Source organism: Aestuariivirga sp. (assembly GCF_044239095.1).
Taxonomy (GTDB): Bacteria; Pseudomonadota; Alphaproteobacteria; order Rhizobiales; family Aestuariivirgaceae; genus Aestuariivirga.
In genome coordinates, this window is sequence record NZ_JBIICB010000023.1 from 1 (window position 1) to 26,654 (window position 26,654).

Below are 26,654 nucleotides of genomic sequence, written 5' to 3' on the forward strand. Positions count from 1 at the left end.
AAGGCACTCCTGCGCAAAGCAGCAAAGCGAACCGTCGAAGGGTTATGGTCGTCTATCGGCGAACTCCTTACTGCCTTCAAACCAACCGAGTGCCGAAACGACTTCGCCGCAGCAGGATACAATGCAGGCTGATCGGATTCCGCTCTAATTACTTCTATTCCTGTGTGACATTCACCCAGAGTATCTTTGCGGTGTCTGTACCGATGTTTCTATAGCTGAGAGGCAGTGAAGAATTGAAAAAGTAGAACGAGCCGGGCTTCAAGAGACTGACATTTTCATCGATGGTGAGTTCTATGAAGCCTCTTTTGAGAGTTGAGTGGATGACCTTGGGGGTAGCATAGCAATCATCCCATTGTTCGACCAGGCAGACCATCCCTCCGTCCCGACCTTGGGGCCTGAACGGCGAGGCGGTAGCCGGCGGCCAAAAATGGCCGGAGGCCACCGCGCAGCGGCGTGCAACGTCCATTAGGGCCAGACGCTCCTTGAGGGCCGGACGCGGTCTTGCGATGCTGGGTTGCATACGGATGTAGCAGGGAGATATCATAAGCGGTCCGAACCAACTGCTTGAAGCGGCCATCGGTATCGCCTCGGCCTGGTATGTAAAGGGTGTGAAATCCGATGCCGAGAGGAGAAAGCTGACGATTGGCATCGACTTCTCTGCGGGTGCGCGCGCTTCCCGGTCGCCGGGTCGGACGCCCTCCTGCCGGTTCACGATACGGTAATCAAGCGGCTGCAGCACCTCAACTTCTTCCAGCATGAATGCTTCCTGGAAGTCAGGACGCCGCGAGTGAAGCTGCCGGATGGCGGCGTTGTCCTTGTAGAGCCGGACTGGTTCGGCAAGCTCGCGGGCTTCACCCTGCTGTTCGAAGCTCTGATCCTGTTGATGGCGCAGCAGATGACATTCGCTGCCGTCTCCAGGCTGACCGGCGTGACGTGGCACCGCGTCCATGCGGTCTGCTCGTGCTATGTCGATCTCGCACTGGCGGATGCTGATCTCCCGGGGGTCACCTCCGTAGCCATCGATGAGACGTCCTGCCGCCGCGGGCACAATTATATCACCGTCGCAGCCGACCCCATCGAGCTGAAGGTCCTGTTCGTCACCGAGGGCAAGGATGCCAGGAAAATCAAGCGCTTCGCCCAGTACCTCACCTCTCACAGTGCGACGCTGGTTCAGATCAGTTCGGTGAGCATCGACATGTCTCCGGCCTTCATCAAGGGCGTCATCGCACACCTGCCCAATGCCCGGATCACATTCGGCAAGTTCCATGTCGTTGCCCACGCCTCCGCGGCTATCGACCGGATGCGGCGGATCGAGGCGCGAACAGATCCTGACCTCAAGGGCCTGCGCTGGTCGCTGCTGAAGGACCGCAGCAGGCTGTCCGGCGCCGACAGAGCCGACCTTGACGCACTCATCGTCAGTGCTGTCACCAAGCGCACGGCCCGGGCATGGCTGTACCGTGAAAGCCTCCGCGACATCCTTGAGCGTAAACAGATCAACGTCGTCTCGGCGATGCTCTCGCAATGGTGCAGCAACGTGCTGCGTTCCAAGGTCGAGCCCATGAAGGAGGTTGCGCGGATGATCAAAAGTCATTTCGACGGCATTGTTGCCTGGACGCAGACACGCCAGACCAACGGCTTTCTCGAGGCCTTGAACGGGCTATTTCAGGCCGCCAAGCGCAAGGCCAGGGGGTACAAGCGGTTCAGCACCATGCGGACCGTGCTGTTCCTCATCGCCGGGAAACTCGACTTCCCGAAGATCAATGGTCACGCAGCGTAACTCACTCGTTTTTCAAAAGAGCGAGATTTGTTGAGGTTGCCGGACATGACCGTGACGTGATGGAGACGCCGCCCAATCATGACCGGTGAAGCCCGATCAATCTGAATACACTCAAGAGAAAGGGTTGTTTGAAGTTGTCCGCGCAACCCTCGCTTAGTCAGTGGCGGTTGACGGCCTGCTCAGCCTTCCGAGAACAAGTTGCGAAAGACACTTCTTTGGTCCTTCTGTCCGGATAGTGCTTCTATGACGCGCCGCCCGTCCTCGGTTGGAAGGCCATGTTGATCTATCCAACCCCTTTCCCGGGCGGCCGTCTTTGATGAATCACCAAAGCCGCTGCCTGAAAGCAGGTTTTCCCATGCTAACAAGGCTTGTGAGATGTTTGGTTCAGACATGATGAGTACCCTCCGCTTCGGTCCTTTACGGACATGAACTGTCAGCGGATCCGTTGGTCGATTAAGAAACCGGCATCGTGGGCCGGGGTAGATCTAGAACATCACTTTGAAATTCCTGACGACGACAGCCTGCGTAGATCACTCCGGCCAGATCGTACATCTAAAGGTGTTGATAGCTGCAGAACGTGTGGATGGCAGAGAAAGCTGTATCGGGTGCCGGTTCTCCGCCAGTTTCTCACAGGTCTCAGCCGAGGGCAGTTGGCGTTGCCGCCCAGCAGTTGATCGAATGAGGCCAGAGACCTTGCCATCGTCTCCACTTTCAGTATCTCCTTCCCCGGGTTTAACCTTAGGTAATCATCGGGAGGGACGTGAACGTTTCAGTGGCAAGCCCTGTGAATCCTGTGGTAACCGGTCATTCAGGTGTACGGTCCGGGCATGTGGTCCGAAGAGTCGAGCTCTCATCTAATGGGCTCTTCGCCTCGATAGACAGCCGCGAGCCACTTTGCTTTACCGGAGACAGGAGCGCGGAATGCTGGACACGACGAAGGCGGTTGGGGTCTATGCTTCCGGAACGCCTGCACCCAGGAAGCTCAAGACGCAGATCGTGGTGGTCGGGGGCGGCGCAGGAGGTCTCGAACTCGTGCGTAAGCTCGGTGCCCATTATGGGCGCGAGGATTTCGACATTATCCTGGTTGAGCGCAACCACACTCATATTTGGAAGCCGCTGCTGCACGAAGTCGCAGCAGGATCTCTCGATGCGAACCTTGACGAAGTCGGCTATCGCGGTCACGGTCATCGGTGGGGTTATCGCTTCTTTCTCGGCAATCTGGAGTCCATCGACCGTGAGTCGCGCCAGGTCGTGATTGCACCCATTCTTGATGACGATGGATCGGAACTCATCGGACGTCACCGTATCCGTTACGACTGGCTTGTGCTTGCCATCGGCGCGGTCTCCAACGATTTTGGAACGCCTGGGGTTCGCCAGCATTGTATGTTTCTCGACAGCCGCCGGCAGGCGGACCGGTTCCGACAAAAGCTGCTCGATCATTGCTTGCGTGTTTCGCGCGCTGAAAGCGCTGCTGCAAAAGTCGAGATTGCGATCGTGGGTGGCGGCGCAACCGGCGTCGAGCTCGCAGCAGAACTCTTTAATGCGGCGGCCGCCCTCAAGCACTATGGGCTTGAAGTGTTTGACGAAAGCCGGTTGCGGGTCACGCTCGTCGAGGCGGGACCTCGCATTCTGCCTGCTCTGCCGGAGAAACTCGCCGAAGCCGCCAAAAGCGAACTCGAGAACCTCGGCGTGCACGTTGCCGTGAACACCAAGGTGATTGAGGTGCGTGCTGGGGAGGTGGTTACTGACGCGGGCATCATTCCTGCTGATCTCAAGATCTGGGCGGCGGGCGTGCGTGGTCCTGATGTCTTGAAGGATATTGGTGGCCTTGAAACGACCCGGTCAAATCAGTTGGTGGTCAGCCCCACGCTCCAGACCAGCCGCGACGAGCGCATCCTGGCGATCGGTGATTGCGCCTTCTTTGTCGCCCCGGGCGAGACCAAACCGATCCCCCCGCGAGCTCAGGCCGCACACCAAATGGCTGCCACAGCCTTCACCAATATCAAAGCACTCGTTGCCGGAAAGCGTGAACTGACGCCCTTTGTGTACCAGGACAAGGGATCGCTCGTTTCACTATCGCGCTATTCGACCGTCGGAAGCCTGATGGGTAACCTGATCGGTGGTCGCATGGCCATTGAAGGACGCCTCGCACGTATAGTCTACATCTCGTTGTACCGCATGCATCTCGTTGCAATACATGGTTGGTTTCGTGGGCTGGCGCTCATTGCAATCGGCCACGTGAACCAAGTCATCCGTCCAAGGCTCAAGCTGCATTAGAGCATGATTTTATCGAAAAGTGGTCTCCACTTTTGCGGATCATGCTCTAATGAGGGGCTGGGTGCTTCACCGTTGGGAGAAAGATGTGCCAGTTCTCGCAGAAATCGAAGCGCATGCCGATGCGCTCATCTCAACCTTCCGCGATCTTCATGCGCACCCTGAACTTGGCTTTGTAGAGCATCGCACTTCAAGAATTGTGGCGGAGCAACTCCGTTCCTTCGGAGTGGACGAGGTGGAGACCGGAATCGGTGGAACTGGCGTTGTCGGTGTCATTCACGGCAAGGACGGGCATAACCGCCGGATAGGCCTCAGGGCCGACATGGACGCGCTCCCCATCACCGAAACAACCGGCCTCACCCATGCCTCAGCAAATCCGGGCGTGATGCATGCGTGTGGGCATGATGGCCACACCACCATGCTGCTCGGCGCCGCGCGCTATCTTGCCGCCACACGGAACTTCCGGGGCAGCGTTGTGCTGATCTTCCAGCCAGCCGAGGAGGGGCTTGGCGGCGCGCGGAAGATGATCGCTGAAGGGCTCTTCAGGCGCTTCGGGTGTGACGAGATCTATGGCCTGCATAACAAGCCGAGCGGTCAGCGTGGGCGCTTCAGCCTGCGCAAGGGGCCAATGATGGCGGGTGCGTCGTTCTTCGACATCACTTTGGCGGGCAAGGGCAGCCACGCGGCCATGCCAGACCAGTCGAAGGACGTGATCTTCGCGGCAGCCGCACTCGTGCAGCATCTCCAGTCTGTGGTGAGCCGCAACATCGCCCCCGACGAGCCGTGCGTACTCTCCGTCACAAAAATCGAGGCCGGCTCGGCCTATAACGTGATCCCCGACATTGCGCGCTTTGGTGGCACGCTGCGCTTCTTCTCGGACAAAGTTCGGGAACTGGCGCAGTCCCGCGTGCGCGAAATCTGCGAGGGCTTCGAGATGGCACAGGGCATCAACATTGACGTTCAATTCCGTGAAATTTTCGATGTTCTTGTCAACAATGGAAAAGCTGCTGATGCGCTGATGGCGGCCGCGGCCGAGATCGTGGGAGAAGACGGCGTGCGTGACGACGAGCGGCTCTCTGGCGGCTCGGAAGATTTCGCCGACATGTTACGCGAGGTGCCAGGCGCTTATGGGTGGTTAGGTCACGGCGGCGCGGTCCCGCTCCATAACTCGGGCTTCGTTTTGGACGAGGCTATCCTGCCGGTTGGGGCTTCGATCCTTGCCCGAGTGGCAGAGCGCCAGTTAGGGATGGGAAACTGATCCGCCCCGTCGTTTTGATCGCCATTTTCCTATCGCTAACCCCAACACAGCCCTGTCGAGCGTTGAAATTCCATTAGCTTTCAAAAGGGTTTGGAAAAGGCGACCGTATTTCTGAGACTGCGCCAAAGCCAAAATCCGGTCTCAGAAGCCCCACAGTCTCATTCCGACCGTACCTCCCCGATATCAGCACGGTCAGGAAATATCATTTTGGAACAGGCTCTTAAAGCTCCTGCATAGCCCTGCCGGTTTGCAATGGTTCTCTTTCCCTCGGTAGGATTAGAACTCGCGGTACGAGTGCTGGAGCGTAGTTCTGCGGTGCGCAGGACTATGCAGAAACACCGATGTCAGTGGGACTTGATAAGGGCTGCCGCCTTCTTCACGATCATGATCGTCGGCGCATTGGTGTTGGCGCCAACCAGCAGCGGCATGATTGAGACATCGACGACGCGCAGGTCCTTCAGACCATGGACCTTCAGCTGCGGGTCGACCACCGCTTGATCGTCCACCCCCATCTTGCAGGTGCTGATGGGGTGATAGTGCGATGACACGAACTCCGCCATGGCGGTGTCGATGTCGGTATCGCTTGCATGGGTGGGGCTTGGATCGGTTTCAGCGCCGCGATGGGGCTCGAAGGAGGTCAGCCTGCTCAGCTCGCGCGCGAGGTGGAACGCGGCGCGGTTGGCCTCCTTGTCGGCCTCTGCTTTCAGATCGCTGTTAAGAATCTGCGGCGGGTCGCCGGATGCGCGGACCTCACCTGTGCTCCATCGATGAGCTGGAACGTCCCGTGAATGGTCAACTCTTGCGTCAGGCCATCGCCGCGCCGCCATTGGCGCCCAGGCACTGGCCGGTGAAGAAGGTGGCGCCCGGTCCGGCGAGGAACAGCACGGCGGCCGCAACTTCCTCCGGCCGGCCGATGCGGCCCAGGGGATGCGCCGTTTCGAGCTTCTTCTGCTCGTCGTTCATGCTCTCGAAACCGAGGAGCTGCGTGTCCGTCGGCCCCGGCGCCACGGCATTGACGAGAATGCGCGGCGCGAATTCCCGTGCCCAGGAACGCGTGAGGCCGAGAATGGCTGCCTTCGTCGCGCAGTAGACCGAGGCATTGGCGCGCCCAAGATAGGCGAGCTCGGAAGCGATGTTGACGATCCGGCTGCCGTCCTTGAGGTGGGGAAGGGCCTCGCGCGTCACCAATATGGCTGCGCGGAGGTTCACCGCATAATGCTGGTCGATGTGTGCCACCGTCACCTCTGACAGCGGGGCTTCCCTCATGATGCCAGCATTGTTCACCAGCACGTCGAGCCCGCCCATCTCCGCCATGGCCTTCGCGACCCCGGCCACGATCTCCTCCTCGCGCGTGAGGTCGCAGCGGATTATGGGAATGGGGCCAGAACCGGGCTGGATGTCGAGACCGATCACATGTGCTCCCTCTGCCGCAAAGGCATTGGCCGTGGCGCGGCCGATGCCATTGGCAGCTCCCGTCACCAGAACACGTTTGCCGGACAGCGTCGTCACCATGGCACTTCTCCGCGATCAACCCCAAGGGACTGGCCGGTGATGTTGGAGGCGGCATCTGAGGCGAGGAAGAGATAGGTGGATGCCATGTCCTCCGGCTCCATCAGGCCCGGCAGCGCTTGCCCGCCTGTGATCGCCGCCAGCAGATGGTCCTCGCTCTCGCTGCGCCGTTCCGCCATCAGCTTCAGTGACAGCATGGACGCTTCGGTCCGCACCCATCCGGGGCAGATGGCGTTGACGCGGATGCCACGAGGTCCGAGCTCCTTGGCCCAGGTCTTGGTGAGCCCGATGACGGCATGCTTGGAGGCGACGTAAGCGCCGAACAGCGGCTCAGCCACGCGTCCCCAGATCGAGGCGGTGTTCACGATGGCGCCGCCGGGCGTCATCTTCCGCAACGCACGCCGCGTCACCAGTTGCGTGCCGATGACGTTGATATCGATGATCCGGCGGAACACGGCCTCGACCTCGTCGCCGCCTTCGCCCACGGGCGTCAGCCGTTCGAGGCCGGCATTGTTTACCAGCACATCGATGTGATCGAGGCCCGCCATCGCCGCGTCGATGGCGGCGGGATCGGTGATGTCGGCCACCAAGCCGCGCGCGCCGATCGCCGCGGCGGTGGCAGGCGTCCCCTTGTCATCGGCGATCAGCGTCAGGTGCGCCCCGGCGGCGGCAAATCCCTTCGCCACGCCGATGCCGATGCCGCGGCTGGCGCCGGTGATCACCACCTGCTTACCGGCAAGTCCACTACTCATCGCTTGTCTCCGGTCTCGTTGCGTATCATGTGCAGCACCTCGTTGCGCAGGCGGAAGAAGGCCTCGCCCTCGCGCGCCCCCAACAGCCGGTCGGGACCCAGCACCGCGGCGACGTCGATGTCCTTCCGGATACGTGCCGGCCTTGCTGAGAACAGGATGATGCGGTCAGCCAGGAACACTGCCTCCTCGACATCATGGGTGACGAAGATGACGGTCTTCTGTTCCTCGCGCTGGATCTGGCGAAGCTCCACCTGAAGTCTCTCCCGCGTCAGCGCATCGAGCGCGCCGAAGGGTTCGTCCATCAGCAGCACCTCGGAGCCCGCGGCCAGCGTCCGCGCGATCGCCACGCGCTGGCGCATGCCGCCGGAAATTCGGTTGGGATAGGAGGTGCGGAAGTCCTCCATACCGATGAGGCGCAGGTAATGGGTAACGCGGGCCGCACGCTCCTCGGCCGTCAGGTCATTGCGGTAGCGCATGCCGAAATTGATGTTCCCTTCCACCGTGAGCCACGGGAAGGAGGAATAGGACTGGAACACCATGCCGCGCCGCCGGTCGGGTTCGGTGATGACCTCGCCGTCCAGCCGGATGGTGCCGGAGCTGGGACTGTCGAGACCACCCACCATGCGCATCAGCGTGGTCTTGCCGCAGCCTGACGGGCCGAGAAACACGACGAAGGAATTGCGCGCGATAGAAAGCCTGGTGTCCGATACCACGGGTACCGCGCCGAAATTCTTGGTGACGTTCTCGAAGCTGATATGGGCGGAATCCATGGTCTGCCGCCCTCAGAGATACTTGAACATGCGGCGGTGAAGCGCCCGGAGCAGTTGGTCCGTGAGGAGGCCGATCAGGCCGATCACCACCACGCCCGCCATGACCTCGGGCGTTTTCACAAAGCGCCGGGCCGACCAGATGACGAAACCGAGGCCTGAATCCGCCGCCACGATTTCGGCCAGCACAAGGTAGGTCCAGCACCAGCCCAAGGTGATGCGCAGGTTGTCAACCAGCGTCGGCCCCATCGCCCGGAAGGCGACGTCGGTCAGCACCTGGCGGGGTTTGGCTCCCAGCGTGAAGGCGATCTCTACATATTCATGAGGAACGCGCCGCGTGTCATCCGCCACCAGCAGAACCAGTTGGAAGAAGGTGCCGAGCCAGAGGAGGAAGATCTTGGTCTCCTCGCCCACGCCGAACCAGATGATCGACAGCGGGATGAGGGCGGGGACAGGCAGGTAGCGGATGAAGTCGATGATCGGTTCCAGCGGGGCGCCGACGATCCGGTAGCTGCTCATCAGGATGCCGATGGGGATCGCCATCGCGGCTGCCAGAATAAACGCGAACCAGACACGAATCGTGGAGACAAGGGCGTGCCACAGCAGGTTCTGGCTCGTGGCCATCGTCCACATCGCGCTGACCACCCGGCTGGGTGCAGGCAGGAATTGCGGCTGGATGAGGCCGGCGCGCGCCACCGCCTCCCAAGCCAGGATCACGGCGGCGGCCGCCGCGAATCCCAGTATGATATCGGTGCGCGCGCTGCTCTTGCCGCGGAACGTGAAGAGGCCCGCGGCCATGGGCTTAGTTGGCCCCGAGGGCGTTGATCACGCTGTTGTCGATTTGCTGGTTCGAGTCCAGCTTGGTGTCGGCCGCCCCGTTCTCGAGGTTCAGCTGCATGACCGTGTCGAAGGCATCATGCAACTTGCCGCGCTCGCCGGGTTTGCCGAGATAGGCCTTGGCGTCCGCGAGTGGAATATAGGCGAGGCTGGTGGTGAGAATCTCCGTCACCTCCGCCGGGGTGAGGCCGAAATGCGGTGCCGCGAGCTCGGCGTATTTCTGCGGCTCGGCCTTACTGAAGTCGATGGCGCTGTAAACGCACTTCAGGAAGCTCTGGTACTTCTTCGGATTCGCCGCGAGGTCGTCCTTGCGGGCGGTGATCACGTCAATGATGATTCCGGGGAAGTCCTTTGACGATAGCAGCACCTTGGCTCCCTGGCGGGACGAGTTCTTCACCGCCTGCGACATGAACGGCTCGTAGGTCGCAACCGCGGAGATTGAGTCGTCGGCGAAAACGGCGGCAGTGTCGGCCGTCGCGATATCCTTGAGCTGGAGATCGCTGAAGCTGAGGCCGGCCTTCTTCAGTTCCATCTGCAGCAGAAGGCGTGCGGGGATGTTGGGCTCGGCCGCCACGGACTTGCCCTTGAGATCAGCGACAGATGCGATGCTGCCGTCGGCGATCACGCCGTCCCCGCCAACCGACTCGTCGATCACCCCGATGATGACGCCCGGTGTCTCCGCGTCGCGCGGGCGGCCCTGATGCTCGCCGACTGTGCGCATGTCGACCTCAATGTCGCCACGGGCATAGGCGGCCATCACGTTGGAGCGGTCGTCCTCGAACTTGTAGTCGACCTCGAGCCCTTCCTTTGCAAAGCAGCCGAGGTCGTTGGCGACGTGGACCGGCGCAAAGCCCAGCCATGTGGGTGCGAGCATGCGGATCGTCTCAGCGGCGTGGGCGGGTGAGGCAATTGCTACTAAGGCGAGTAATGACACGGCGGTTTTGAGCGTCTTCATGGCGGTTTCCCTGTTTCCCTGACGCAATAGTCGGGAACTCTTACATTGACGTCCATCAAGATTTTTGGAACCTTCTTTCGAGAAACGTCAATGTTGGCCTGTCGCCAGCAAGGAGGGTGCCGATGCGCCGGCTCGACAACATCGATCTGCGGCTGCTCCGCGTCTTCGTGGTTCTGGCCGACGCGGGGGGCTTTTCTGAGGCCCGGATCACCCTCAACCTGTCACAGTCGACGCTCAGCACCCATCTGGCGGAACTCGAGAAGCGCATCGGTGGGCAGCTCTGCCTTAGGGGGCGCAGCCGCTTCCGGCTCACCGACCTCGGGCAGGCAACCTATGCTGCTGCGCGCAAGCTGTTCGGCGACATCGACGACTTCCAGGCGCGGGTCGATGCTGCGAGCGGCGGAATCACAGGGCGCCTGAAGATCGGCATGCCTGATGGCATCCACACGAGCCCGCAACTCGGCATCCACAAGGTGATCGCGCGGCTGATGCAGCCCGGCATCGACGTGTTCATCGACCTGTTCCTCGGCACGCCCTCCGAGCTCGAGCAGCGCATCTCCGATGGGGACCGCGACATCGTCATCGGGCCCCTTACCCAGAAGGCGCCTGGCGTTGTCTATCAGCCTTATTTCGATGAACCCCACTTCCTCTATTGCGGGAAGGGCCATCCGCTATTCGCCCAGCCCGATGCGATGATTGAGCAGGCTGCAATCGACGCGGCGCGCTTCTCGGTGCGCGGTTATCGCCAGTTCGACGATCTCTACCGCGTCGGGCATCCGCGTGCCGGCGCTTCCACCGTAGACATGGAAGCCCAGTTCATGCTGATCCTATCCGGCAAGTTCATCGGCTTCCTGCCGGATCACTTTGCCGAACCCTGGGTGCGTGAAGGCCAACTGCGTGCGATTAAGCCGCACACCTACCGCTTTACGTCGACCCACAACGTGGCCTACCGCGCGAGCGATGCCGAACGACCGCTGATCCGCGCATTTCTCGCGAGCCTTGCCTGGCGGGCCAAAGTCAAGGGCGGTCTGCCAGGCACGGCGGACTAAGTACTCAGCCGTCTTCTCTGATAATGGGCAGGGCCGCCATCCGTCGCAAATAGGCAGGTTCGTATCCGCATCTACACTTCGAATCTCGGATAATCCCGTTAGGATTAAAACCCGCAGTACCCGTACTGGAGCGTTTTTCCGCCCATTCTTGGACCCCGGAAGAAGTGCTACTTGCTGACCCGCTCAGACTGCCTCGCCCACGGCAGGTGGGTCGCGCCGATCATTTCCGCTACAGAAATTGCCGAAGGCTCCCACCTAACCACTAGGCGCTCGAGCACCTCGGGTGAGAAGTAGGCCAGCCGCACCATGCGGTTGACGAAACGGTCGGTGAAGCCTTCGGCTTTCGCAAGGTCATGGATCGTGGCAACCTGACCGCCCGCGAGCCGCCGTTGCCACGCCCAGGCGCGCCCGAGTGACTTGAGGATGCGGGGATCCTGACTGCGGGACCGGAAATGTGTTCCCGGCTCCGGCGGCACGATGCGTGCACGGCCATTCCGCCGCCGCTGGGTCAGCGCAATGAATACGCGCGTGCTCTCGCTCAGTTCCCGTACCAGTGTGGAGATGCCGTTGTTGCGGAGATCGAGGCGGCCAACGAAGCGTCGCCGTTCAACGGGGAAGGCTATCGCAAGGTCTGGGCCCGACTGCGGGCAGACAGCGTTCGCACGCCGGCGCGCAGGGCGCGGTGGATCATGCGGGAGAGCAGCAGCTTGCACCGCACCGGCCGGTGGACGGGGAGGAATATCCGCATGAAGGCACGATCATTACCGGCAGTGTGAACCAGATTTGGGGAACGGACATGACTCAGACGATCTCGACTGATGAGGGCCGCGACTATATCGTCATCACCGTCGACCATCGTTCAGGCGAGTTGATTGGAACCGATGTCTCTTCTAACGCCAGCCGCTGGGAGGTCCTCAAGCCGATCCGGCAGAGGGTGGCGCGGAGAGGGTCATCAGTACGCTGAAGGAGCAACTGCTCTGGGTCCGGTACTTACCAATCATAGAGGCACTTCGCGAGGGGCTCGCCGATCTCGATGACACCTCGTGGCTGTGGGAGCGCCATGGGCACAAAACGGCCTATCAGTTCAGGGCCGAACAGAAGGCCTTTGCATCTGAAGCCGCTACGGCGTTCAAATTTGCGGCATAATCATTGCAGTGCGCTGTCCCATATCGGTGCCCCGGTACGAGCCGATCACCGTCGAAATCTGCAAACGTGCCCCGTACCAATCTGAGAATCTGGAGCATGTCACAAGACATCGCCAGATATCGGCCCTTTTGCGAGTCAGATCCGATTTGCGGTAGGCACAAGGGGCATGGAAGGCCAGTTTCTTCCGGCGCTGCTAGTCTCTTGCGATAACTTTGATATCCCTTACCTCAAGTGCGCGTATGACGTTGGCTTCATAGGAATGAATCGCGCCCTTTAGCCAGGCCTCAAACCTGCGCGCAACTCTTGAGGGCCGGTCCGAGGCATGTGTGTAAATAGAGTAGCTCTGAGAACTCACCAAGCCAAATGGAAATGGCGATATCAAGTCACCGGAGATAATGGCTGGCAGCGTCAAGAAACTGTCGCCCAATGTGAGTCCCCCTCCTGTCGTTGCGACTGAGAGACAAAGCGTTGTTTCATTGAAGACCGTCGTATGCTTCCGGAGGCCTCCGGGATCAAATCCAGAATAGCTACACCATTCGTCCCATATGTCGTAGTTGGCGTCGATCAGAAAGGGTGCTTCGCATGGCTTGCGGGTGCCATCGAAATACTGATGCGCGAAGGATGGCGTGCAGACCGGAATATCAACCCACTTGCATAGTTGTGTTTCAATCAGTCCGGAGCTGGCGAATTGACCTGGCATACCGTAGAAGATTCTAAAGTCAAAATTCTCGTCGAGCCGAAGGTCTCCGTTGTTCTCCGAAGTGATTTCCAGGGCGACGCCCGCGTTCTCGACAAGGAACGCGCCGACGTGAGCTGCCAGCCAGCTAGAAGCGAAGTCCCGGCAAACGAGGATGCGCAGCCGATTACCTTGCCTGCTTCCGGCTGATACCCCTTCTACTGTCGAAGCCATGATGTCAAAGGCCCGTTGGAGCCCATCGAAGAGTTCCTTGCCTGAAGGTGTGAGGCTTATGGCATTTCCGGCGCGCACGAGCAGCGAAATCTCAAGTGACGCTTCTAGCAGGGATACCTGTTTTGAAACGGCTGGACGAGTGACTTTGAGTTCATCAGCGGCAGAGGAAATGCTTTTCAGCCGCGCGACCGCTTCAAAGGACCGTAGCGCTGTAAGGGGAAGGTTCTTTCTCATGCGACATCCGTAACTTAAAGTTACTCTACAGTACCCATTGTCACTTGCCAAGTTCGGCTCGCGCCCGTAGCCCAGTCTTCTGGTTAAAGAGTGGGGTTCAGAATGCCCGATCCGATCCGCTTTTCGCCCTCCGGCCCCGATGGCTGGGGCGGTTTGCCCGATCAGCCGCTGGAACACGCCGAATTGCTGAAAGGCATGCCAATCGGCCTTGACCATGCCTATTTCAGCAAGCCCGGCCTGCGGTCCGGTATCTGGCGCTGCGGTGCCTACACCGAGCGTTATGACGATTATCCCGTCGACGAGTTCATGGTGGTTCTCGAGGGCGAGGTCACGCTGACGAGCGATGACGGCGTGAGCGACACCTATCGCAAGGGGGACGCCTTTCTGCTACCGAAGGGCTTCAAGGGTACCTGGCACCAGCCAGGGCCGATGCTGAAGTATTACGTGATCGTTGGATGACAGGCGAGAGCTACGACTACATCATCGCCGGGGCGGGTTCCGCGGGATGTGTGCTGGCCAACCGGCTGGGCGAGGATCCATCACTGCGGATCCTTGTGCTGGAAGCGGGTGGGTCCGAACGGGCGGTCGTCGTCGACATGCCGGCGGCACTGTCAATCCCGATGAACACCAAGCGTTTCAACTGGGGCATGCGGACGGAGCCCGAACCCGGCCTTGACGGGCGTGAGGTAAACCTGCCACGGGGCAAGGGGCTGGGTGGATCCTCCTCCATCAACGGTATGTGCTGGGTTCGTGGTAGCCCGATGGATTACGAGTTGTGGGAAGCGCTCGGTGCGGAGGGTTGGCGCTGGTCCAACGTTCTGCCCTACTTCCAGCGGCTGGAGAACGTCGAGGGCGGCGGTCCGCTTCGCGGGACGTCGGGGCCAGTACGCGTCAATCGCGGTCTGCAACGTAACCCTCTCTACAACGTCTTCGTGGAGGCAGGCGTCGCGGCGGGCTATGCCCGCAGCCGCAATATGAATGAGGCGCAGCACGAGGGGTTCGGCCCCATGGAAATGAACATTGGCGATGGTCTGCGCATGAGTGCAGCACGCGCCTATCTCCGCCCAGCGATGGCGCGTGGCAATGTGCATGTAGTTACCGGTGCGCTGGTGGACCGTGTGCTGTTCGAGGGCCGCCGTGCCACTGGCATTGCCTGGAAGGTGAATAATGAAGCGCGTCAGGCGAAGGCGACGCGCGAGGTTATTCTGTCTGCTGGATCGATCATGTCGCCGATGATCCTCAAGCGTTCCGGCATCGGGCCTGCAGCAGAGTTGAAGCAGCACGGACTCCCGGTGGTGCATGAATCGCCGGGCGTGGGCGAGAACTTGATGGATCATCTGGAGCTTTACATCCAGATGGAATGCACCAAGCCGGTGACGCTGTTTTCCACCCAGAGCCTTTGGGGCAAGGCGAAAATCGGCATGGAATGGCTGGCCACCCGCAAGGGCCTTGGCGCGACCAATCACTTCGAGAGCGGTGGGCATATCCGCAGCCGTGCGGGGATCGTCTATCCTGACATCCAGTATCACTTCCTGCCACTCGCCATTTCTTATGACGGGCTGAGCCTTGCCTCGGGCCATGGCTTCCAGGTGCATGTGGGCACCAAGCGCTCGAAAAGCCGCGGCTGGGTGCGGTTGCGTGATGCCACGCCCGAGAGCCTGCCGCGCGTGCGCTTCAATTACATGTCGCACCCTGATGACTGGCTGGAGTTCCGCGCCTGCATGCGGCTGACGCGCGAGATCTTTGCGCAAACCCCCTTCGCACCCTATCGCGGCATGGAATTGGCGCCAGGCGCTGAGGCTCAGGACGATGCTGCTCTCGATTCCTTCCTCAAGCGCAAGGTGGAAAGTGCTTACCATCCCTGTGGCACTTGCCGGATGGGCACCGACGATGGTGCCGTCACCACTCCCAACGGCCGCGTTCGCGGCGTCGATGGCCTGCGCGTGGTGGACGCCTCGCTGATGCCGCAAGCGACGGCGGGTGATCTCAACGCACCCACCCTGGTGCTTGCCGAGCGCATGGCGGATCTCATCCGCGGGCGCCATCTGGCCGAGGCCGACGGCGCTGCACTTCTTGCCGACCCGCACTGGGCCACCCGGCAGCGGGGGCCGGCGATCAGCCGCGATTACTCGAACAATCGCACCGAGTTGAAGGCCGCGCTGTTGGCCAATGCCAGCGGTATCACGAGCCTGGCAGGAACATCCTGAGGGTTGGAGGCTTGGCGTGATGGTTCAACAACAGAAGAAGACGGACAAAATGAAACGGAAACACCAATTGGGAAAGGTTTATCTTATGATGAAGCAAGCTTTCGTTATTGCCTCTGCGCTCATGCTGTGTTCGGGTAGTGCCTATGCCGACAGTGACAGCTGCAAGACAGTCCGCTTTGCGGATGTAGGCTGGACGGACATTCAGGTCACGACCTCCTCAGCTACTATTGTTCTTGAGGCGCTCGGCTATAACACTGAAGTCACGACCATTTCTGTGCCCGTTGCCTTGGCATCGATGAAGAACAACGACATTGATGTTTTTCTTGGTAACTGGATGCCCAGCATGACTTTGGAGATGGCGCCCTATAATGCCGAGAAGTCGATTGATACCGTCGGACTTAATCTCGATGGTGCCGGATATGGCCTTGTTGTCCCGCAGTATGTTGCTGATGCAGGGGTGAAGAGCCTTGCGGATCTCGGCGCTCACAAGGACAAGTTCAAAGGCAAGATCTATGGAATCGACCCCGGCGATGAAGGTAACCGCATCATCAGTGAAATGATTGCAGAGCCTAAAAACAATCTGTCTGGGTTCGAGTTGATTGAAAGCTCTGAAGCAGGAATGCTTACCGAGGCCGAGAAAGCCATTGCAAAGAACGAGTGGATTATATTCCTTGCATGGACGCCGCACCCCATCATGGCCGGTATGAAGATTCACTACCTTGATGGCATGGGCGAGTCTGGCTTCGGATCAGCAAGTGTATACACCCTGTCTCGTGCCGGATATACCAAGGACTGTCCGAATGCAGGACGGCTTCTCAGCAATCTCAAATTTGATTTGGCAATGGAAAGTGCCATGATGGAACCCGTGCTGAAGGATGGAGAAGATCCCAAAGCGAGCGCCCTTGCCTGGCTGAAGGCCAACCAGGATGCAATCAAGCCGTGGTTACAAGGTGTAACGACCATCGACGGTGGTGATGCTTCAGCGGCAGTGTCTGCTGCTCTGGCGAAATGACTTTGCGTGATCGATCCACGCTACAAGGTTCTGTTTGAACCGGTTCGGATAGGGCCTGTCACGGCGCCGAACCGGTTCTATCAGGTGCCACACTGTACCGGTGTCGCCGATCGCGCCCCAACCGATGTAGCCGCCATGCGTGAGATGAAGGCCATGGGCGGTTGGGGTGTGGTCTGCACAGAGAACATTGAGATCTCGGATGATGCCGATATCTCACCCTATCCGGCGCTCCATCTTGGCCACGATCGGGACATTTCGCGTCAGGCTGGCATGGTCGACTTGGTGCACAAGCACGGGGCACTTGCAGGAGCCGAGCTCGCACATCTGGGTCTGTACTCGGCGAACCGCACGACCCGCCGCACCAGTCTTGGGCCGTCATCGCGTCTGTTGATAGAGTCGACGGAGCCCGTACAGGCGCGAGCTATGGACAGATGGGACATTCGAACCTTGCGTCACGATCACAGGGCTGCGGCTCTGCGTGCAAAGGCAGCAGGCTTTGATATCGTCTATGTCTATGCCAGTCATAATTTGTCGATTGCATCTCACTTTCTCTCCCGTCGTTTCAATGACCGGGGCGACGAATATGGCGGGAGTCTTGAGAATCGCGCGCGATTGTTGCGCGAACTCCTTGAGGATACCAAAGAGGCAGTGGGAGATCGATGCGCTGTAGCGCTTCGTTTTGCGATCGAGGAGTTTCTTGGTCCCGACGGTCTAACCCATGATGGTGAGGGCGCCGACACCATTGAGTTACTCAAGGATCTTCCGGATCTGTGGGACGTCAATCTTTCTGATTGGTCTAACGACAGCCAAACATCGCGTTTCGCGGAGGAAGGGTATCAGGAGCCATTCGTCAGTTCGGTGAAGCGCATCACAGGAAAGCCAGTTGTAGGTGTGGGGCGTTTCACGTCGCCTGATCTGATGGTGAGCCAGATTAAGCGAGGCATACTGGATTTCATAGGAGCTGCGCGCCCTTCAATCGCTGATCCGTTCATGCCGCGGAAGATTGCCGAAGGGCGGGTGGAGGATATTCGCGAGTGCATTGGCTGTAACGTTTGTCTGGCGTGTGAGAACAGTTTCGTGCCGATTCGTTGTACGCAGAATCCAACGATGATGGAGGAGGGGCGTGCCGGGTGGCACCCAGAGACAGTTCCGGCCCGTCAATCTGATGACAGGGTGTTGATTGTTGGTGGTGGACCTGCTGGGCTTGAGTGCGCGCTCACCTTGGCCCGAAGAGGCCATCACGTTATCTTAGCGGAGGCTCGCGATACCTTCGGCGGCCGGGTTTCTCGTGAGGCAGGTCTTCCGGGTATTGCGGCGTGGGCACGGGTTCGGGACTATCGCCTCGGTCAGTTGCGCAAGTTGCCAAATGTGGATCTGTATCCGGCGAGCCAGATGAATGCTGACGACGTACTTGGCTCAGGTGCGGCGCGCATCATTATTGCGACTGGTTCAAAGTGGCGATCGGCGAGCTTGCAGCGTGATGGAATCTCTAGGGCCATCACGCTGCATGCGTTACTTACCCCAGATGACATCATGGACGGTCACGTTCCACAGGGCCGTGTGTTGGTGCACGATACAGAAGGTGGCTATATGGGTGGGCTGGTTGCAGAGAGATTACAGCGTTCCGGCGCCACGGTGATCTTTTCTACTCCTGCACTCGTTCACTCGGGCTTTCTTGCCCTCACTCTGGAGCAGAACCGTGCATTAAGCCGTCTCACGGAACTCGGTGTCGTGATGTTCTCAAGCCGGGAGTTATCGGCAGTAGAGAATGGCCAAGCGACTCTTGTATCGACCCTTGGAGCGGATCCCCTTGTTGTTGAGATCGATCACACTGTTGTCGTCGCTGATAGAGTGCCGATAGATGGCTTGGCAAAGCAACTGCGTTCGGATCCTGACAAGCTCAACGACGCCGGCATTCTGTCTGTTGATTCTGTTGGCGATTGTGTGGCTCCTGGGTTGATAGCTCACGCAGTGTATGCGGCCCATCGATTGGCTCTGAACTTCTAAAGCGGATTTTGTTCAACATGACTCATGCCCGGCGGCTATGGAGTAGTTTGCCACGTGCTGGGACGTGACGAAGGGAAGCAGAGCTCCATTCGTCTTCTTTAGTCCTTCCTATGTTATTTGAACGACTTTGCGCAGGTGAGACTTGGGTTGCGAGACGGCATGTTTGTTCGGGTTGAAGTTGGGGCTGTAGGGCGGCAGATCATGCAGCTTGGCGCCGGCGGCTCCGACGGCTGTCAGGACAGCCACACCCTTGCTGGAGCCGAGGTTGACTCTCGAAAGCGGTGATAGATGAAATACCCTTGCATCCGACGCCGCTAAGGAGTTCAAATTGACGGCATAACTGGCGCAGTGAGCTGTCTCATATCCATGCCACGGTACAGGCGCTAGCGCGCGTTCCGACCGGGTTGACTCACTTAGTCAGAGTGAACTCGCTAAAGATCAATGGCTTGAGCATGACCCTGTACACGGACATGCAGGAAAGGCTGTCCTAATGGAATTTCTGGTACTGATTACCGCCGCATTTGGCGCGGGCGTGCTGAATTCGGTTGCGGGCGGAGGAACTTTCCTGACCTTCCCGGCGCTTGTCTTCACCGGCATGCCACCTGTGACGGCCAGCGCCACGAGCACGGTTGCCGTCTTTCCAGGCTACATGGGTGGCGCGCTCGGGTTTCGGCAAGAGTTGGCCGGATTTGACCGCGGAAGACTTTTGCGGCTGGCCGGCATCACCCTGATGGGCGGGCTGGTCGGCTCGGGCCTGCTGCTGGTGTCTTCAAACGAAGCCTTTTCCTTTGTGGTCCCTTTCCTTTTGCTGGGTGCCACCCTGGCGTTTATGTTCGGGGACCAGGTTCGACAATGGGCCGCTGCTAGGGCGCGGGATGTATCGCCTGAGGGCGCACTAGGTCTGTTTGCCGTGGCGCTTTATGGCGGCTACTTCAACGGCGGTCTTGGGATCATTCTGCTGGCACTGTTCTCGCTGTGGGGGATGGTCGACCTTGACCGCATGAACGCGCTGAAATCGGGGTTGAGCTTTCTGTTGTCGGCTATCTCAGTGGCGGTGTTCGCCGCGGCGGGACTGGTTGCATGGCCTCAAGCCATCGTGATGATGCTGGCCGCGACCGCCGGCGGCTATGCCGGTGCCTCCCTGGCACGCGCTCTGCCGAAACCGGCCGTTAGGGGGGTGATTGCAACGGTGGGCTTCGGGATGAGCGCTGTCTTCTTCTGGCGTTTGGTGGGTCCGGGCTGACAATTGCGATGAGGCGTTATCCCATGGCAGCTAGCGAATCTTTGTTGCGGCTGCGGCGCCAATACTGCGTCCCTCTCGCGGCGTCGACGGTCTCCCACATGAGCGCGGGATCAAGATCTGCTGCCAGACCGCAATGGCTCCAAGCTTAAGACCCTCAAGGGGCTCACGCCGTTCGAGTTCAGCTGCAAACAGTGGGCAAATGAAACTGATCGCTTCAGGTGCAGTCCGCTCCATCAAATGCCGTGACCAAAAATCTAGACGGAGATCCAGCATGCACGGAAAGAACGGATTGGAACCGGGTGTTACGGAGGCCGTGAGGCATCGGATGCGGGCTATTCTTCCATCGCTGAGTACCGGGCAGTTTTGCCAGCGCAGCGGACAGCGCAACAGAGCGCGAGGGAGGCTCAGGCCAAGAAGGACGAGCACGAACGCATGCTTCTTTGTACTGGAGCGGTACCCGCTCAATCAACGTTCTGGTCAAGGCCATGGGGATGAGTGGACTTCTAGCCATTCGCAACGATGGGATGCCGCCCCTTGTCTGAACCATCTCCGTAGGCGTAACGAGGCCGCTCACAGAACACAAAGCATGGGGGAGAGAAGAAATGAAACAGTTGGCCGCGGCGGCCTTGCTAGCTGGTGTATCGCCTGCGTTTGGAGCCCAGTTGGCTGATTATGGTGAACCGGCAATCATTGAAGTGGTTGCATCTCAGGCGGTCGTGGTGGAGGCGGGCGGTCACAAAACCATTATGCTTATCGATGTTGACAGGCTGGCAACAGTCGTGGCCGCCCTCCACAAACAGGACAACCGTGTGTTCGAGGCTTTTCCAACAGCCAAGTTGCCTGCAGCCTGGAACTCATGCAATGAAATGAAAGAGCAGAATAAGCTCTTCCACCAGGACGGTGCAAACAGCTTGGTGGCATTCGACAACGGACCGGAGGCAGCCAATGCCACGCCGTATCTGGCAGCGCCTCCCCTTGTGACGGCGCCGAGAGACAGGAAGCGCATTACCAGTGATAGTGAGGGAATGGCCCGACTGATGCTGGTGAACGCCGCATTCGTCTCTGGAGACCTGCATTTCACCATAAAAGGCGGCAGCATCAAGCTGGGAAAGTATGATCGCGTTCGCGTGTTGACGGAGTGCATTCTGGAATGACCCACCCGTTGAGGCTAGAAACCGGGTATTTCGCCCGATCATATACCAAGCCTCAGCGTGAGTTTCGGAACCGGAACAGTTGGTATTTGCCGGGCAAGAAAGAAGGTCATCTGCTCATATCCACATGGGCTGGTTGACGGTGAGCGCAATTGGGTTCGGCTGGTTCCCGCCAAGATGGGGCTGTCGAATGTCACATGGGGAAAGCGGTCGATTTGCCAGGCCAGGGACAGTTCGCGAGTGGTGCTGGCTTTCGCCTGTTTGAGAGCAGTCCGACTCGCGGGTTCCGCACCTCGAGCCGCGGGGACGCGAAATCCCCCTCGCCATGCCGGATTTCGAAGGACATGACCTGCTCATCCTTGCGCGCGGAACTGGAGACAAAGCTGGCCCAGCTGGGATCATTCAAGGCAAAATGGAATGTCATTCCTGAACTTTCTCCGGCGACAGAACCGAAGCCGCCGGTTGGTAGAGGCCGTCAGTAAGTCCTTGACCAACAGATGCGGGACAACTTATCGACGGGCAAACTTAAGCAGGGCTCCAGATGAAGATCTTTCGAAGTGCATTTGCTGTTTTTTGTGATCCCCGTGGCATGTTACGCATCCTGCTCCACGGAATGATTGGGGCAGTGGTACTTTTTGAGATCAGCGTTGGCTGGGCAGCCGACAAGGTCCTCGGTATCGACGTCTCACATCACAACGACATCGAGGACTGGCAGGTCCTGCAGGCAGCCAACATTTCCTTTGTGATCTTGAAGGCCACCGATGGTCTAGATTACTTGGATCCTGACTTTACCAGCCGCTTCAGCCAGCTCAGTCAGTTCGGTTTTGTCAGAGGAGCCTATCATTTCTTCGAAACCGATGACGATCCCGAGCAGCAGGCCGACTGGTTCATCAGCAATGTACAACTGGTTCCAGGCGATCTGCCTCCGATAGTCGACATCGAAAGGGTAAAGGGACCTGTCTCGGGAGACGTGCACAAGAACTTCAAGATCTTCCTCTCTCGCCTCGAAGCTCATTACGGCGCAAGACCGGTCATCTACACAGGGCCGACATTCTGGGACCATGTGATGAAGCAGCACTTTCCACGCTACCCGCTGTGGATCGCCCAGTACGATGTCGAAGCACCTCTCGTACCAGACGGATGGAAAGCATGGACGTTTTGGCAGCATACCAACGACTTTGCAGTGCCGGGCTTGCAGGACCCCCTGGATGCGAGCTACTTCAACGGCTCCAAGGACGACCTCAAAAAGCTGCTGCCTAGTCATTCTCCGTCTCCTTGACGGAGGAAGAGCGCTGGACCATGCCATTACATCGCTGCTTTAGTCTAAGGATGTCCATCGCTCAGGCCCGCTCGAGTTCAACGAAACTTGGGCGGGCGCTTCTATATCAACATGGATGAGGTCAAGGAGTGGCTTGTGGAGCAGAGCGAAACTGACGTTGTCAGCAACGTTGTGACAATGGCACTGTAGTCATGTCATCTTCAATCGGGCCAAAGCGAACTTACAGCTACTTTCGGACTTGGCCTCGACCTGCGGCCAATGACGCCGCACAAAACATAAGCTCGAGTCGCCTATCAATGGAATTCCCGGGTCAATTCTTGGTGCAAATCAATAATCTCGGCCAGCCACTAGTGTCCGGTTAAAAGCCGAATAAATTCAATTGCTTGTCGTTGGCGGGTTGCGCCATTCCCTGATCGTCGGGCCGGAAGGCCGATAAAATGGGCGTTTTCTCGAACACCGACACCGACAGGATCTGTAGCAATGTGTAGAGCGAGGCCTCGAGTTGCAGCTCCTTCTTGACGATGGCAATCAGCACGTAGGTCGACACGGCACACCAGATTTGCGTCTTGACCGCATTCTCGCTCGTACCAAGGAACCGCTTGATTCTGAGATGCTGTTTGATCCACTTGAAGAACAGCTCGACTTGCCAGCGGTTCTTGTACAAGGCGGCGATCGTCAGTGCCGGGAGCATTGTGTTGTTAGTCAGGAAGACCAACGTCTTGCCGGTTTCGGGATCCTTGAAGCGTATGAGACGCAGGAGCTCGGGATAGTCCTTGGCAATGTAGAATCCGTTCATGGCGATGCTCTGATCGCAGATGATGCCAGCATCCCGTTGTGCAGGCGCGGAATATATCCGGCGCGCGTCCATTCCACGCTTGGTGCGCGTGACAAAGAACGCGCCCGCCTGGTGCATGCTGTAGAGCCGGGCAAAGTCCAGATAGCCACGGTCCATGACGTAGAAGGCTCCAGCCTCGACGGGTAGCATGTCGAGTACATTGACCTCGTGCATTTTTCCGTCGCTGACGTGAATAAACGCAGGAATCGAGCCGCGGAGGTCCAGCAGCGCATGCATCTTGACGGCTGCTCTGGTCGTACGAAAGGGAGCCCAGTCGAACAGGCTCAGGCAGAGGTCGATCGTGGTGGCATCGAGGGCATAAACGGTTGCGTCGAGCTCGATGTTCAACGCGTCCTTGGCATACAGACCTCTGGCGCGATGAATCAAGCGCATCGCCAGTCCGTGATAGATCCGCCAATCCCGAAGGTTCAGGGCGTCGGCCAAGGTCGATCGTGCGGGAGCGCCCTTCGTTCCCATGTGAAAGAGCTTTGCCTGGTTGGCTGTCAGGCAGACCTCGATGTCGCGCAAGGATTCCCGCCAGGTCAGTTGCGCAAATGCCATGACGCGGAACAAGTCGGCGCAACTCAGCGTGCGCACACCAATATCGCCGCCATGACGATCGATGATCCGTCCAAACGTTTTCCATGGAACGTACTCCATGATCTGGGCGAACAGCGTCTTGCCAACGTTCATGGGTCCCCTCGGGCTTTACAAGCCCAAGAGCATCGCAAAAGAGCGGAACGAATTTCAAATCGTGGACACCCCGAAAATCGCCAGATTCCCCGTCGTTATTGGCTTCTTCGCGATTGACCGTGAATTAAACCGGACACTACTGTCGGCCAGCAATGAATAAACAGTGCGGTCATGGCATACCGCTAATGCTGCTTACCACTGCCCGACCTTGCAATCGCAGCAAATTTGCACCAAATCTTGATTGGTAGATCATCAGGTGGAAGTCGCTTGATCTTTCTCATTCCACACCGATCAATATCTTGAGCGTGGTGCGCCGGCGCCAGCACTTGCCGGGGACGCCACTCCACACAGGCGATCATGCGTCTGAGTAGATTCCGTGGATTTCGGAAAATCTCAGCTCCGCCTACCAATTGCGAGCGACAGCAATCGATATCCGATGAAACTGACTGAATCCCTCACTGCGTTCAAAGCTGGGGGCGCGCGTTTCCGGGCCGGTGAGTGTAATCGAGATTGAAAGATACGAGCTAGATTGACACCATGCACGGTTCGCTTGCCTGCTCCCTTCCGGATGTTCTGCAGGGGTGTGACCACTGCCCGGTGCGGCACCAGGCCGTATGCGGAGCCATGGACGACGTCCAGGTCAAGAAACTCGAACAGATCGCGCATCGCAAGAAGATCAGAGCCGGGCAGCCCATCATCTCGGATGAAGAGCCCGTCGATTTCTTTGCAAACGTCATCTCGGGCGCCATCAAGCTGACCAAGACATTGCCCGACGGGCGGCAGCAGATCGTGGGCCTTCTTTTTGCGCCGGACTTCCTCGGCCGTGCCTATTCGAAGAACAATCCCTATTCCGCCGAAGCCGCAACCGATGTCGAGATCTGCACTTTTCCCAGTGTCGCCTTCGAACGGCTGGTGGGTGAGTATCCCGGCCTGCAGAGGCGCCTGTTCCAGCACACGCTGGACGAACTTGATGCGGCGCGCGACTGGATGCTGCTCCTGGGCCGCAAGAAGGCGGAGGAGAAGGTCGCGAGCTTCCTCTACATGCAGGCGCGCCGCAGCCTGCTGACGGCCGGCGTCCACAAAGGAACACCCGGTGCCGCCGCCTTCGAACTGCCGCTGACGCGCTCCGACATCGCGGATTACCTGAGCCTCACCATCGAGACGGTGAGCCGCCAGCTCACCCGCCTCAAGACCTCGAACGTCATCCGCCTCAACACCAACCGGCTCATCATGGTGCCGGACCTCAACCGGCTTGCGCAGGCTGCCGGGCAGGAGAGCGGGCGGATTTGACCCGCATCAAGGCACGGCCCTGACAGTCTCTCCAAGTCGCGTTCAGTAACGGGAGAACGCTTTATGGAGCGGCTCAGACCGAAGTTGCTCGGCCAGTTTTCGGCCACTGGGGTTGGCGGAAGGGCTGTCGATCTCGCAGCGCGCAAAGACTGAGTGCTGCTCGCAATCCTGGAGCTGGCGCAAAGCACAACCGGGGAGCGGCTGGCCTTCCTCTTGTGGAGGATCATGACGACGACCACGCAAGGCTGGCTGAAATGCTGCAGGAGACGATCATCAAGTTCATGCCACTTGAAAGTAGCTGGCCTCGCATTACGCTCGCGAAGAGCCTCGTCACACTCGATCCCCTGCGTGAAGCATCGCACATCTTGTTGATGCGGGCTTATCCGGAGGGAGGCGAACCAGTACATGGGCCGGGTCACGGTCTCTTGAGACGGTCTGCTGCGTTACTGATCGTCTAGACGGAGGTAGAGCATGCACGGAAGGAACGGTTGGGAAGCTGACGGCCTTTATGCGGCGCTCCCGGTCGATCAATGCGAGTTCGAAGAGGCGTGCGAGAAATTGGACGTGGTCGAGGCCCTCGGGGGCACATAGCCAGGCGAGCTCCTCGTATTCCCGGAGAAAGGTGGAAAGCTTCAGCAGCTTGAGCTGATGAGCCAGGAGGATCTTCGGGCCCTCGCTTATGACTGGCCCTCCGTCATCAGGCTCATATAGCTGGCAGGCGAGGTTGTGGCCGCATTGGCGCGGGGCAGATAGGGATAGATGTCGAGGTCGAGCTTGGGTGGACCGCCCGTGCGGCAACATGTGGCGGGGCAATGAGGCGGCGCATTTCAGCGATTACCTCTGCTTCGACCATGACGGCGGGCACGCGGGCTCTCCCTCATGATGGGGTGGACGCCATGCGCGAGGTCGTTCAGACGCTCGAAAGGCATCATCTGTTCAGGAGGCTTCCAGTTAACAAGAGAATTTCTGTCCATTCAGACCGTTCGCGATGTGATGCTGGCCGGGCAGTATAGAGTTGAACCTCGCGCCTATAAGCGCCGGAACATGATGGTCGCAGGAGAGAGCAGCATTGCGGATCCGTGCGTGAAAATGTCGTGTGGAAAAGTGCGGTATGCTCCGCCCATTCACCAATGGCCCCCGAATCATCCACAGAAATCTTCGCGCCTTGACCCTTGAGGAGGGACCCGGCAGGGAAGCAATCGGGATAGAATCATGAATGAAGAAACGGATACCGATCTTGGATACCTCTGTACGAATCTTCGAAGCTATTGGCGCTGAGATCGGCGCACAGACCCGGCAGGTTGCAGCCGCCGTGGGACTTCTTGATGAGGGTGCAACGGTCCCCTTCATAGCGCGCTACCGCAAGGAAGCGACCGGCGGTCTCGATGACACGCAGCTGCGCAAGCTTTCCGAACGGCTGGTTTATCTCCGGGAGCTTGAGGAGCGCCGCAAGGCAATCGTGGAGTCGA

At 59.0% G+C, this 26,654-nt stretch carries 23 protein-coding genes and 3 pseudogenes; 16 read left to right on the plus strand and 10 right to left on the minus strand.

Features of this window, described 5'->3' with window-relative positions:
- A pseudogene (locus ACILRA_RS03810) lies at positions 1–132 on the plus strand (IS630 family transposase); the annotation flags it as partial.
- A 22-nt stretch (positions 133–154) separates the two neighbouring features.
- Here ACILRA_RS03810 and ACILRA_RS03815 read toward each other — a convergent pair.
- Positions 155–649: a cupin domain-containing protein gene (locus ACILRA_RS03815; RefSeq protein WP_395660764.1), complete on the minus strand. Its 495-nt coding sequence runs from the start codon at positions 647–649 to the stop codon at positions 155–157.
- Here ACILRA_RS03815 and ACILRA_RS03820 point away from each other — a divergent pair.
- The 3 genes and pseudogenes from ACILRA_RS03820 (at position 543) to ACILRA_RS03830 (ending at position 5,309) form a co-directional block, all read left to right on the plus strand.
- Positions 543–1,777, plus strand: a pseudogene (locus ACILRA_RS03820) (ISL3 family transposase). The gene ACILRA_RS03815 and the pseudogene ACILRA_RS03820 overlap by 107 nt on opposite strands.
- Before the next feature lie 921 nt (positions 1,778–2,698).
- Entirely contained in the window at positions 2,699–4,054 is a 1,356-nt protein-coding gene (locus ACILRA_RS03825) for an NAD(P)/FAD-dependent oxidoreductase (RefSeq protein WP_395660765.1), read from the plus strand.
- Between the two features lie 85 nt (positions 4,055–4,139).
- Positions 4,140–5,309 (plus strand): amidohydrolase, encoded by a 1,170-nt coding sequence (locus ACILRA_RS03830; RefSeq protein ID WP_395660766.1) that lies wholly within the window; start codon positions 4,140–4,142, stop codon positions 5,307–5,309.
- 344 nt (positions 5,310–5,653) lie between these two features.
- Here ACILRA_RS03830 and ACILRA_RS03835 read toward each other — a convergent pair whose 3' ends face one another.
- From ACILRA_RS03835 to ACILRA_RS03860, 6 genes are read right to left on the minus strand one after another with little or no spacing between them, the layout of a single operon-like run.
- On the minus strand, positions 5,654–6,136 hold the full coding sequence (locus tag ACILRA_RS03835) for a GMC oxidoreductase (protein WP_395660767.1): 483 nt from the start codon (positions 6,134–6,136) through the stop codon (positions 5,654–5,656).
- The gene (locus ACILRA_RS03840; protein WP_395660768.1) at positions 6,114–6,821 is read right to left on the minus strand and encodes an SDR family NAD(P)-dependent oxidoreductase; all 708 of its coding nucleotides are present in this window, start codon (positions 6,819–6,821) and stop codon (positions 6,114–6,116) included. Before ACILRA_RS03840 ends, ACILRA_RS03835 begins: the two co-directional genes overlap by 23 nt.
- Positions 6,815–7,570: an SDR family NAD(P)-dependent oxidoreductase gene (locus tag ACILRA_RS03845; protein WP_395660769.1), complete on the minus strand. Its 756-nt coding sequence runs from the start codon at positions 7,568–7,570 to the stop codon at positions 6,815–6,817. Before ACILRA_RS03845 ends, ACILRA_RS03840 begins: the two co-directional genes overlap by 7 nt.
- Positions 7,567–8,340, minus strand: a complete 774-nt coding sequence (locus ACILRA_RS03850) for an ABC transporter ATP-binding protein (protein ID WP_395660770.1) — start codon at positions 8,338–8,340, stop codon at positions 7,567–7,569. Before ACILRA_RS03850 ends, ACILRA_RS03845 begins: the two co-directional genes overlap by 4 nt.
- A gap of 12 nt (positions 8,341–8,352) precedes the next feature.
- Positions 8,353–9,135, minus strand: coding sequence for an ABC transporter permease (locus ACILRA_RS03855; protein ID WP_395660771.1), 783 nt, complete (start codon positions 9,133–9,135; stop codon positions 8,353–8,355).
- A 4-nt stretch (positions 9,136–9,139) separates the two neighbouring features.
- The gene (locus ACILRA_RS03860) at positions 9,140–10,129 is read right to left on the minus strand and encodes an ABC transporter substrate-binding protein (RefSeq protein ID WP_395660772.1); all 990 of its coding nucleotides are present in this window, start codon (positions 10,127–10,129) and stop codon (positions 9,140–9,142) included.
- Between the two features lie 122 nt (positions 10,130–10,251).
- Here ACILRA_RS03860 and ACILRA_RS03865 point away from each other — a divergent pair, with 122 nt between their 5' ends.
- On the plus strand, positions 10,252–11,178 hold the full coding sequence (locus tag ACILRA_RS03865; RefSeq protein ID WP_395660773.1) for a LysR family transcriptional regulator: 927 nt from the start codon (positions 10,252–10,254) through the stop codon (positions 11,176–11,178).
- A 167-nt stretch (positions 11,179–11,345) separates the two neighbouring features.
- Here the strand turns inward: ACILRA_RS03865 and ACILRA_RS03870 are convergent, their stop codons facing one another.
- Complete coding sequence (locus ACILRA_RS03870) at positions 11,346–11,891, minus strand: hypothetical protein (protein WP_395660774.1); 546 nt, start codon at positions 11,889–11,891, stop codon at positions 11,346–11,348.
- Positions 11,892–11,974: 83 nt separating this feature from the next.
- Here ACILRA_RS03870 and ACILRA_RS03875 point away from each other — a divergent pair, with 83 nt between their 5' ends.
- Positions 11,975–12,142 carry a hypothetical protein gene (locus ACILRA_RS03875; RefSeq protein ID WP_395660775.1) on the plus strand — a complete coding sequence of 56 codons (168 nt, stop codon included), beginning with the start codon at positions 11,975–11,977 and terminating at the stop codon, positions 12,140–12,142.
- Between the two features lie 375 nt (positions 12,143–12,517).
- On the opposite strand, the gene ACILRA_RS03880 is transcribed toward ACILRA_RS03875, so the two are convergent.
- The gene (locus ACILRA_RS03880; RefSeq protein WP_395660776.1) at positions 12,518–13,468 is read right to left on the minus strand and encodes a LysR family transcriptional regulator; all 951 of its coding nucleotides are present in this window, start codon (positions 13,466–13,468) and stop codon (positions 12,518–12,520) included.
- 102 nt (positions 13,469–13,570) lie between these two features.
- On the opposite strand from ACILRA_RS03880, the gene ACILRA_RS03885 reads away from it, so the two are divergent.
- The 8 genes and pseudogenes from ACILRA_RS03885 to ACILRA_RS03920 all read left to right on the plus strand — a co-directional run bounded on the left by ACILRA_RS03885 (position 13,571) and on the right by ACILRA_RS03920 (position 22,367).
- Positions 13,571–13,927, plus strand: coding sequence for a cupin domain-containing protein (locus ACILRA_RS03885; protein WP_395660777.1), 357 nt, complete (start codon positions 13,571–13,573; stop codon positions 13,925–13,927).
- On the plus strand, positions 13,924–15,675 hold the full coding sequence (locus ACILRA_RS03890) for a choline dehydrogenase (RefSeq protein WP_395660778.1): 1,752 nt from the start codon (positions 13,924–13,926) through the stop codon (positions 15,673–15,675). The genes ACILRA_RS03885 and ACILRA_RS03890 overlap by 4 nt, the downstream gene beginning before the upstream one ends.
- Before the next feature lie 85 nt (positions 15,676–15,760).
- Positions 15,761–16,687, plus strand: a complete 927-nt coding sequence (choX, locus tag ACILRA_RS03895) for a choline ABC transporter substrate-binding protein (RefSeq protein ID WP_395660786.1) — start codon at positions 15,761–15,763, stop codon at positions 16,685–16,687.
- Positions 16,688–16,693: 6 nt separating this feature from the next.
- Positions 16,694–18,694, plus strand: coding sequence for an FAD-dependent oxidoreductase (locus tag ACILRA_RS03900; protein ID WP_395660779.1), 2,001 nt, complete (start codon positions 16,694–16,696; stop codon positions 18,692–18,694).
- 490 nt (positions 18,695–19,184) lie between these two features.
- Entirely contained in the window at positions 19,185–19,937 is a 753-nt protein-coding gene (locus tag ACILRA_RS03905; protein WP_395660780.1) for a sulfite exporter TauE/SafE family protein, read from the plus strand.
- A 135-nt stretch (positions 19,938–20,072) separates the two neighbouring features.
- Positions 20,073–20,183, plus strand: a pseudogene (locus tag ACILRA_RS03910) (IS481 family transposase); the annotation flags it as partial.
- A 356-nt stretch (positions 20,184–20,539) separates the two neighbouring features.
- Positions 20,540–21,091 carry a hypothetical protein gene (locus tag ACILRA_RS03915; RefSeq protein ID WP_395660781.1) on the plus strand — a complete coding sequence of 184 codons (552 nt, stop codon included), beginning with the start codon at positions 20,540–20,542 and terminating at the stop codon, positions 21,089–21,091.
- Between the two features lie 538 nt (positions 21,092–21,629).
- Positions 21,630–22,367, plus strand: coding sequence for a glycoside hydrolase family 25 protein (locus ACILRA_RS03920; protein WP_395660782.1), 738 nt, complete (start codon positions 21,630–21,632; stop codon positions 22,365–22,367).
- Between the two features lie 358 nt (positions 22,368–22,725).
- Here the strand turns inward: ACILRA_RS03920 and ACILRA_RS03925 are convergent, their stop codons facing one another.
- Positions 22,726–23,895: an IS4 family transposase gene (locus tag ACILRA_RS03925; RefSeq protein ID WP_395660783.1), complete on the minus strand. Its 1,170-nt coding sequence runs from the start codon at positions 23,893–23,895 to the stop codon at positions 22,726–22,728.
- Between the two features lie 624 nt (positions 23,896–24,519).
- Between ACILRA_RS03925 and ACILRA_RS03930 the strand changes: the two genes are divergently transcribed.
- Together ACILRA_RS03930 and ACILRA_RS03935 are read left to right on the plus strand one after the other, a co-directional pair.
- Positions 24,520–25,185 carry a Crp/Fnr family transcriptional regulator gene (locus ACILRA_RS03930; protein ID WP_395660784.1) on the plus strand — a complete coding sequence of 222 codons (666 nt, stop codon included), beginning with the start codon at positions 24,520–24,522 and terminating at the stop codon, positions 25,183–25,185.
- A 1,216-nt stretch (positions 25,186–26,401) separates the two neighbouring features.
- The coding region (locus ACILRA_RS03935) for a Tex-like N-terminal domain-containing protein (protein ID WP_395660785.1) at positions 26,402–26,654 on the plus strand (253 nt) is incomplete at its 3' end.

Bases quoted from the DNA above. Each gene is read 5' to 3' on its own strand.
- ACILRA_RS03815 (WP_395660764.1), bottom strand. From the start codon at position 649: ATGCCAATCGTCAGCTTTCTCCTCTCGGCATCGGATTTCACACCCTTT.
- ACILRA_RS03825 (WP_395660765.1), top strand. From the start codon at position 2,699: ATGCTGGACACGACGAAGGCGGTTGGGGTCTATGCTTCCGGAACGCCT.
- ACILRA_RS03835 (WP_395660767.1), bottom strand. From the start codon at position 6,136: ATGGCGGCGCGGCGATGGCCTGACGCAAGAGTTGACCATTCACGGGAC.
- ACILRA_RS03840 (WP_395660768.1), bottom strand. From the start codon at position 6,821: ATGGTGACGACGCTGTCCGGCAAACGTGTTCTGGTGACGGGAGCTGCC.
- ACILRA_RS03845 (WP_395660769.1), bottom strand. From the start codon at position 7,570: ATGAGTAGTGGACTTGCCGGTAAGCAGGTGGTGATCACCGGCGCCAGC.
- ACILRA_RS03850 (WP_395660770.1), bottom strand. From the start codon at position 8,340: ATGGATTCCGCCCATATCAGCTTCGAGAACGTCACCAAGAATTTCGGC.
- ACILRA_RS03855 (WP_395660771.1), bottom strand. From the start codon at position 9,135: ATGGCCGCGGGCCTCTTCACGTTCCGCGGCAAGAGCAGCGCGCGCACC.
- ACILRA_RS03860 (WP_395660772.1), bottom strand. From the start codon at position 10,129: ATGAAGACGCTCAAAACCGCCGTGTCATTACTCGCCTTAGTAGCAATT.
- ACILRA_RS03865 (WP_395660773.1), top strand. From the start codon at position 10,252: ATGCGCCGGCTCGACAACATCGATCTGCGGCTGCTCCGCGTCTTCGTG.
- ACILRA_RS03875 (WP_395660775.1), top strand. From the start codon at position 11,975: ATGACTCAGACGATCTCGACTGATGAGGGCCGCGACTATATCGTCATC.
- ACILRA_RS03880 (WP_395660776.1), bottom strand. From the start codon at position 13,468: ATGAGAAAGAACCTTCCCCTTACAGCGCTACGGTCCTTTGAAGCGGTC.
- ACILRA_RS03885 (WP_395660777.1), top strand. From the start codon at position 13,571: ATGCCCGATCCGATCCGCTTTTCGCCCTCCGGCCCCGATGGCTGGGGC.
- ACILRA_RS03890 (WP_395660778.1), top strand. From the start codon at position 13,924: ATGACAGGCGAGAGCTACGACTACATCATCGCCGGGGCGGGTTCCGCG.
- choX (WP_395660786.1), top strand. From the start codon at position 15,761: ATGATGAAGCAAGCTTTCGTTATTGCCTCTGCGCTCATGCTGTGTTCG.
- ACILRA_RS03905 (WP_395660780.1), top strand. From the start codon at position 19,185: ATGGAATTTCTGGTACTGATTACCGCCGCATTTGGCGCGGGCGTGCTG.
- ACILRA_RS03915 (WP_395660781.1), top strand. From the start codon at position 20,540: ATGAAACAGTTGGCCGCGGCGGCCTTGCTAGCTGGTGTATCGCCTGCG.
- ACILRA_RS03920 (WP_395660782.1), top strand. From the start codon at position 21,630: ATGAAGATCTTTCGAAGTGCATTTGCTGTTTTTTGTGATCCCCGTGGC.
- ACILRA_RS03925 (WP_395660783.1), bottom strand. From the start codon at position 23,895: ATGAACGTTGGCAAGACGCTGTTCGCCCAGATCATGGAGTACGTTCCA.
- ACILRA_RS03930 (WP_395660784.1), top strand. From the start codon at position 24,520: ATGGACGACGTCCAGGTCAAGAAACTCGAACAGATCGCGCATCGCAAG.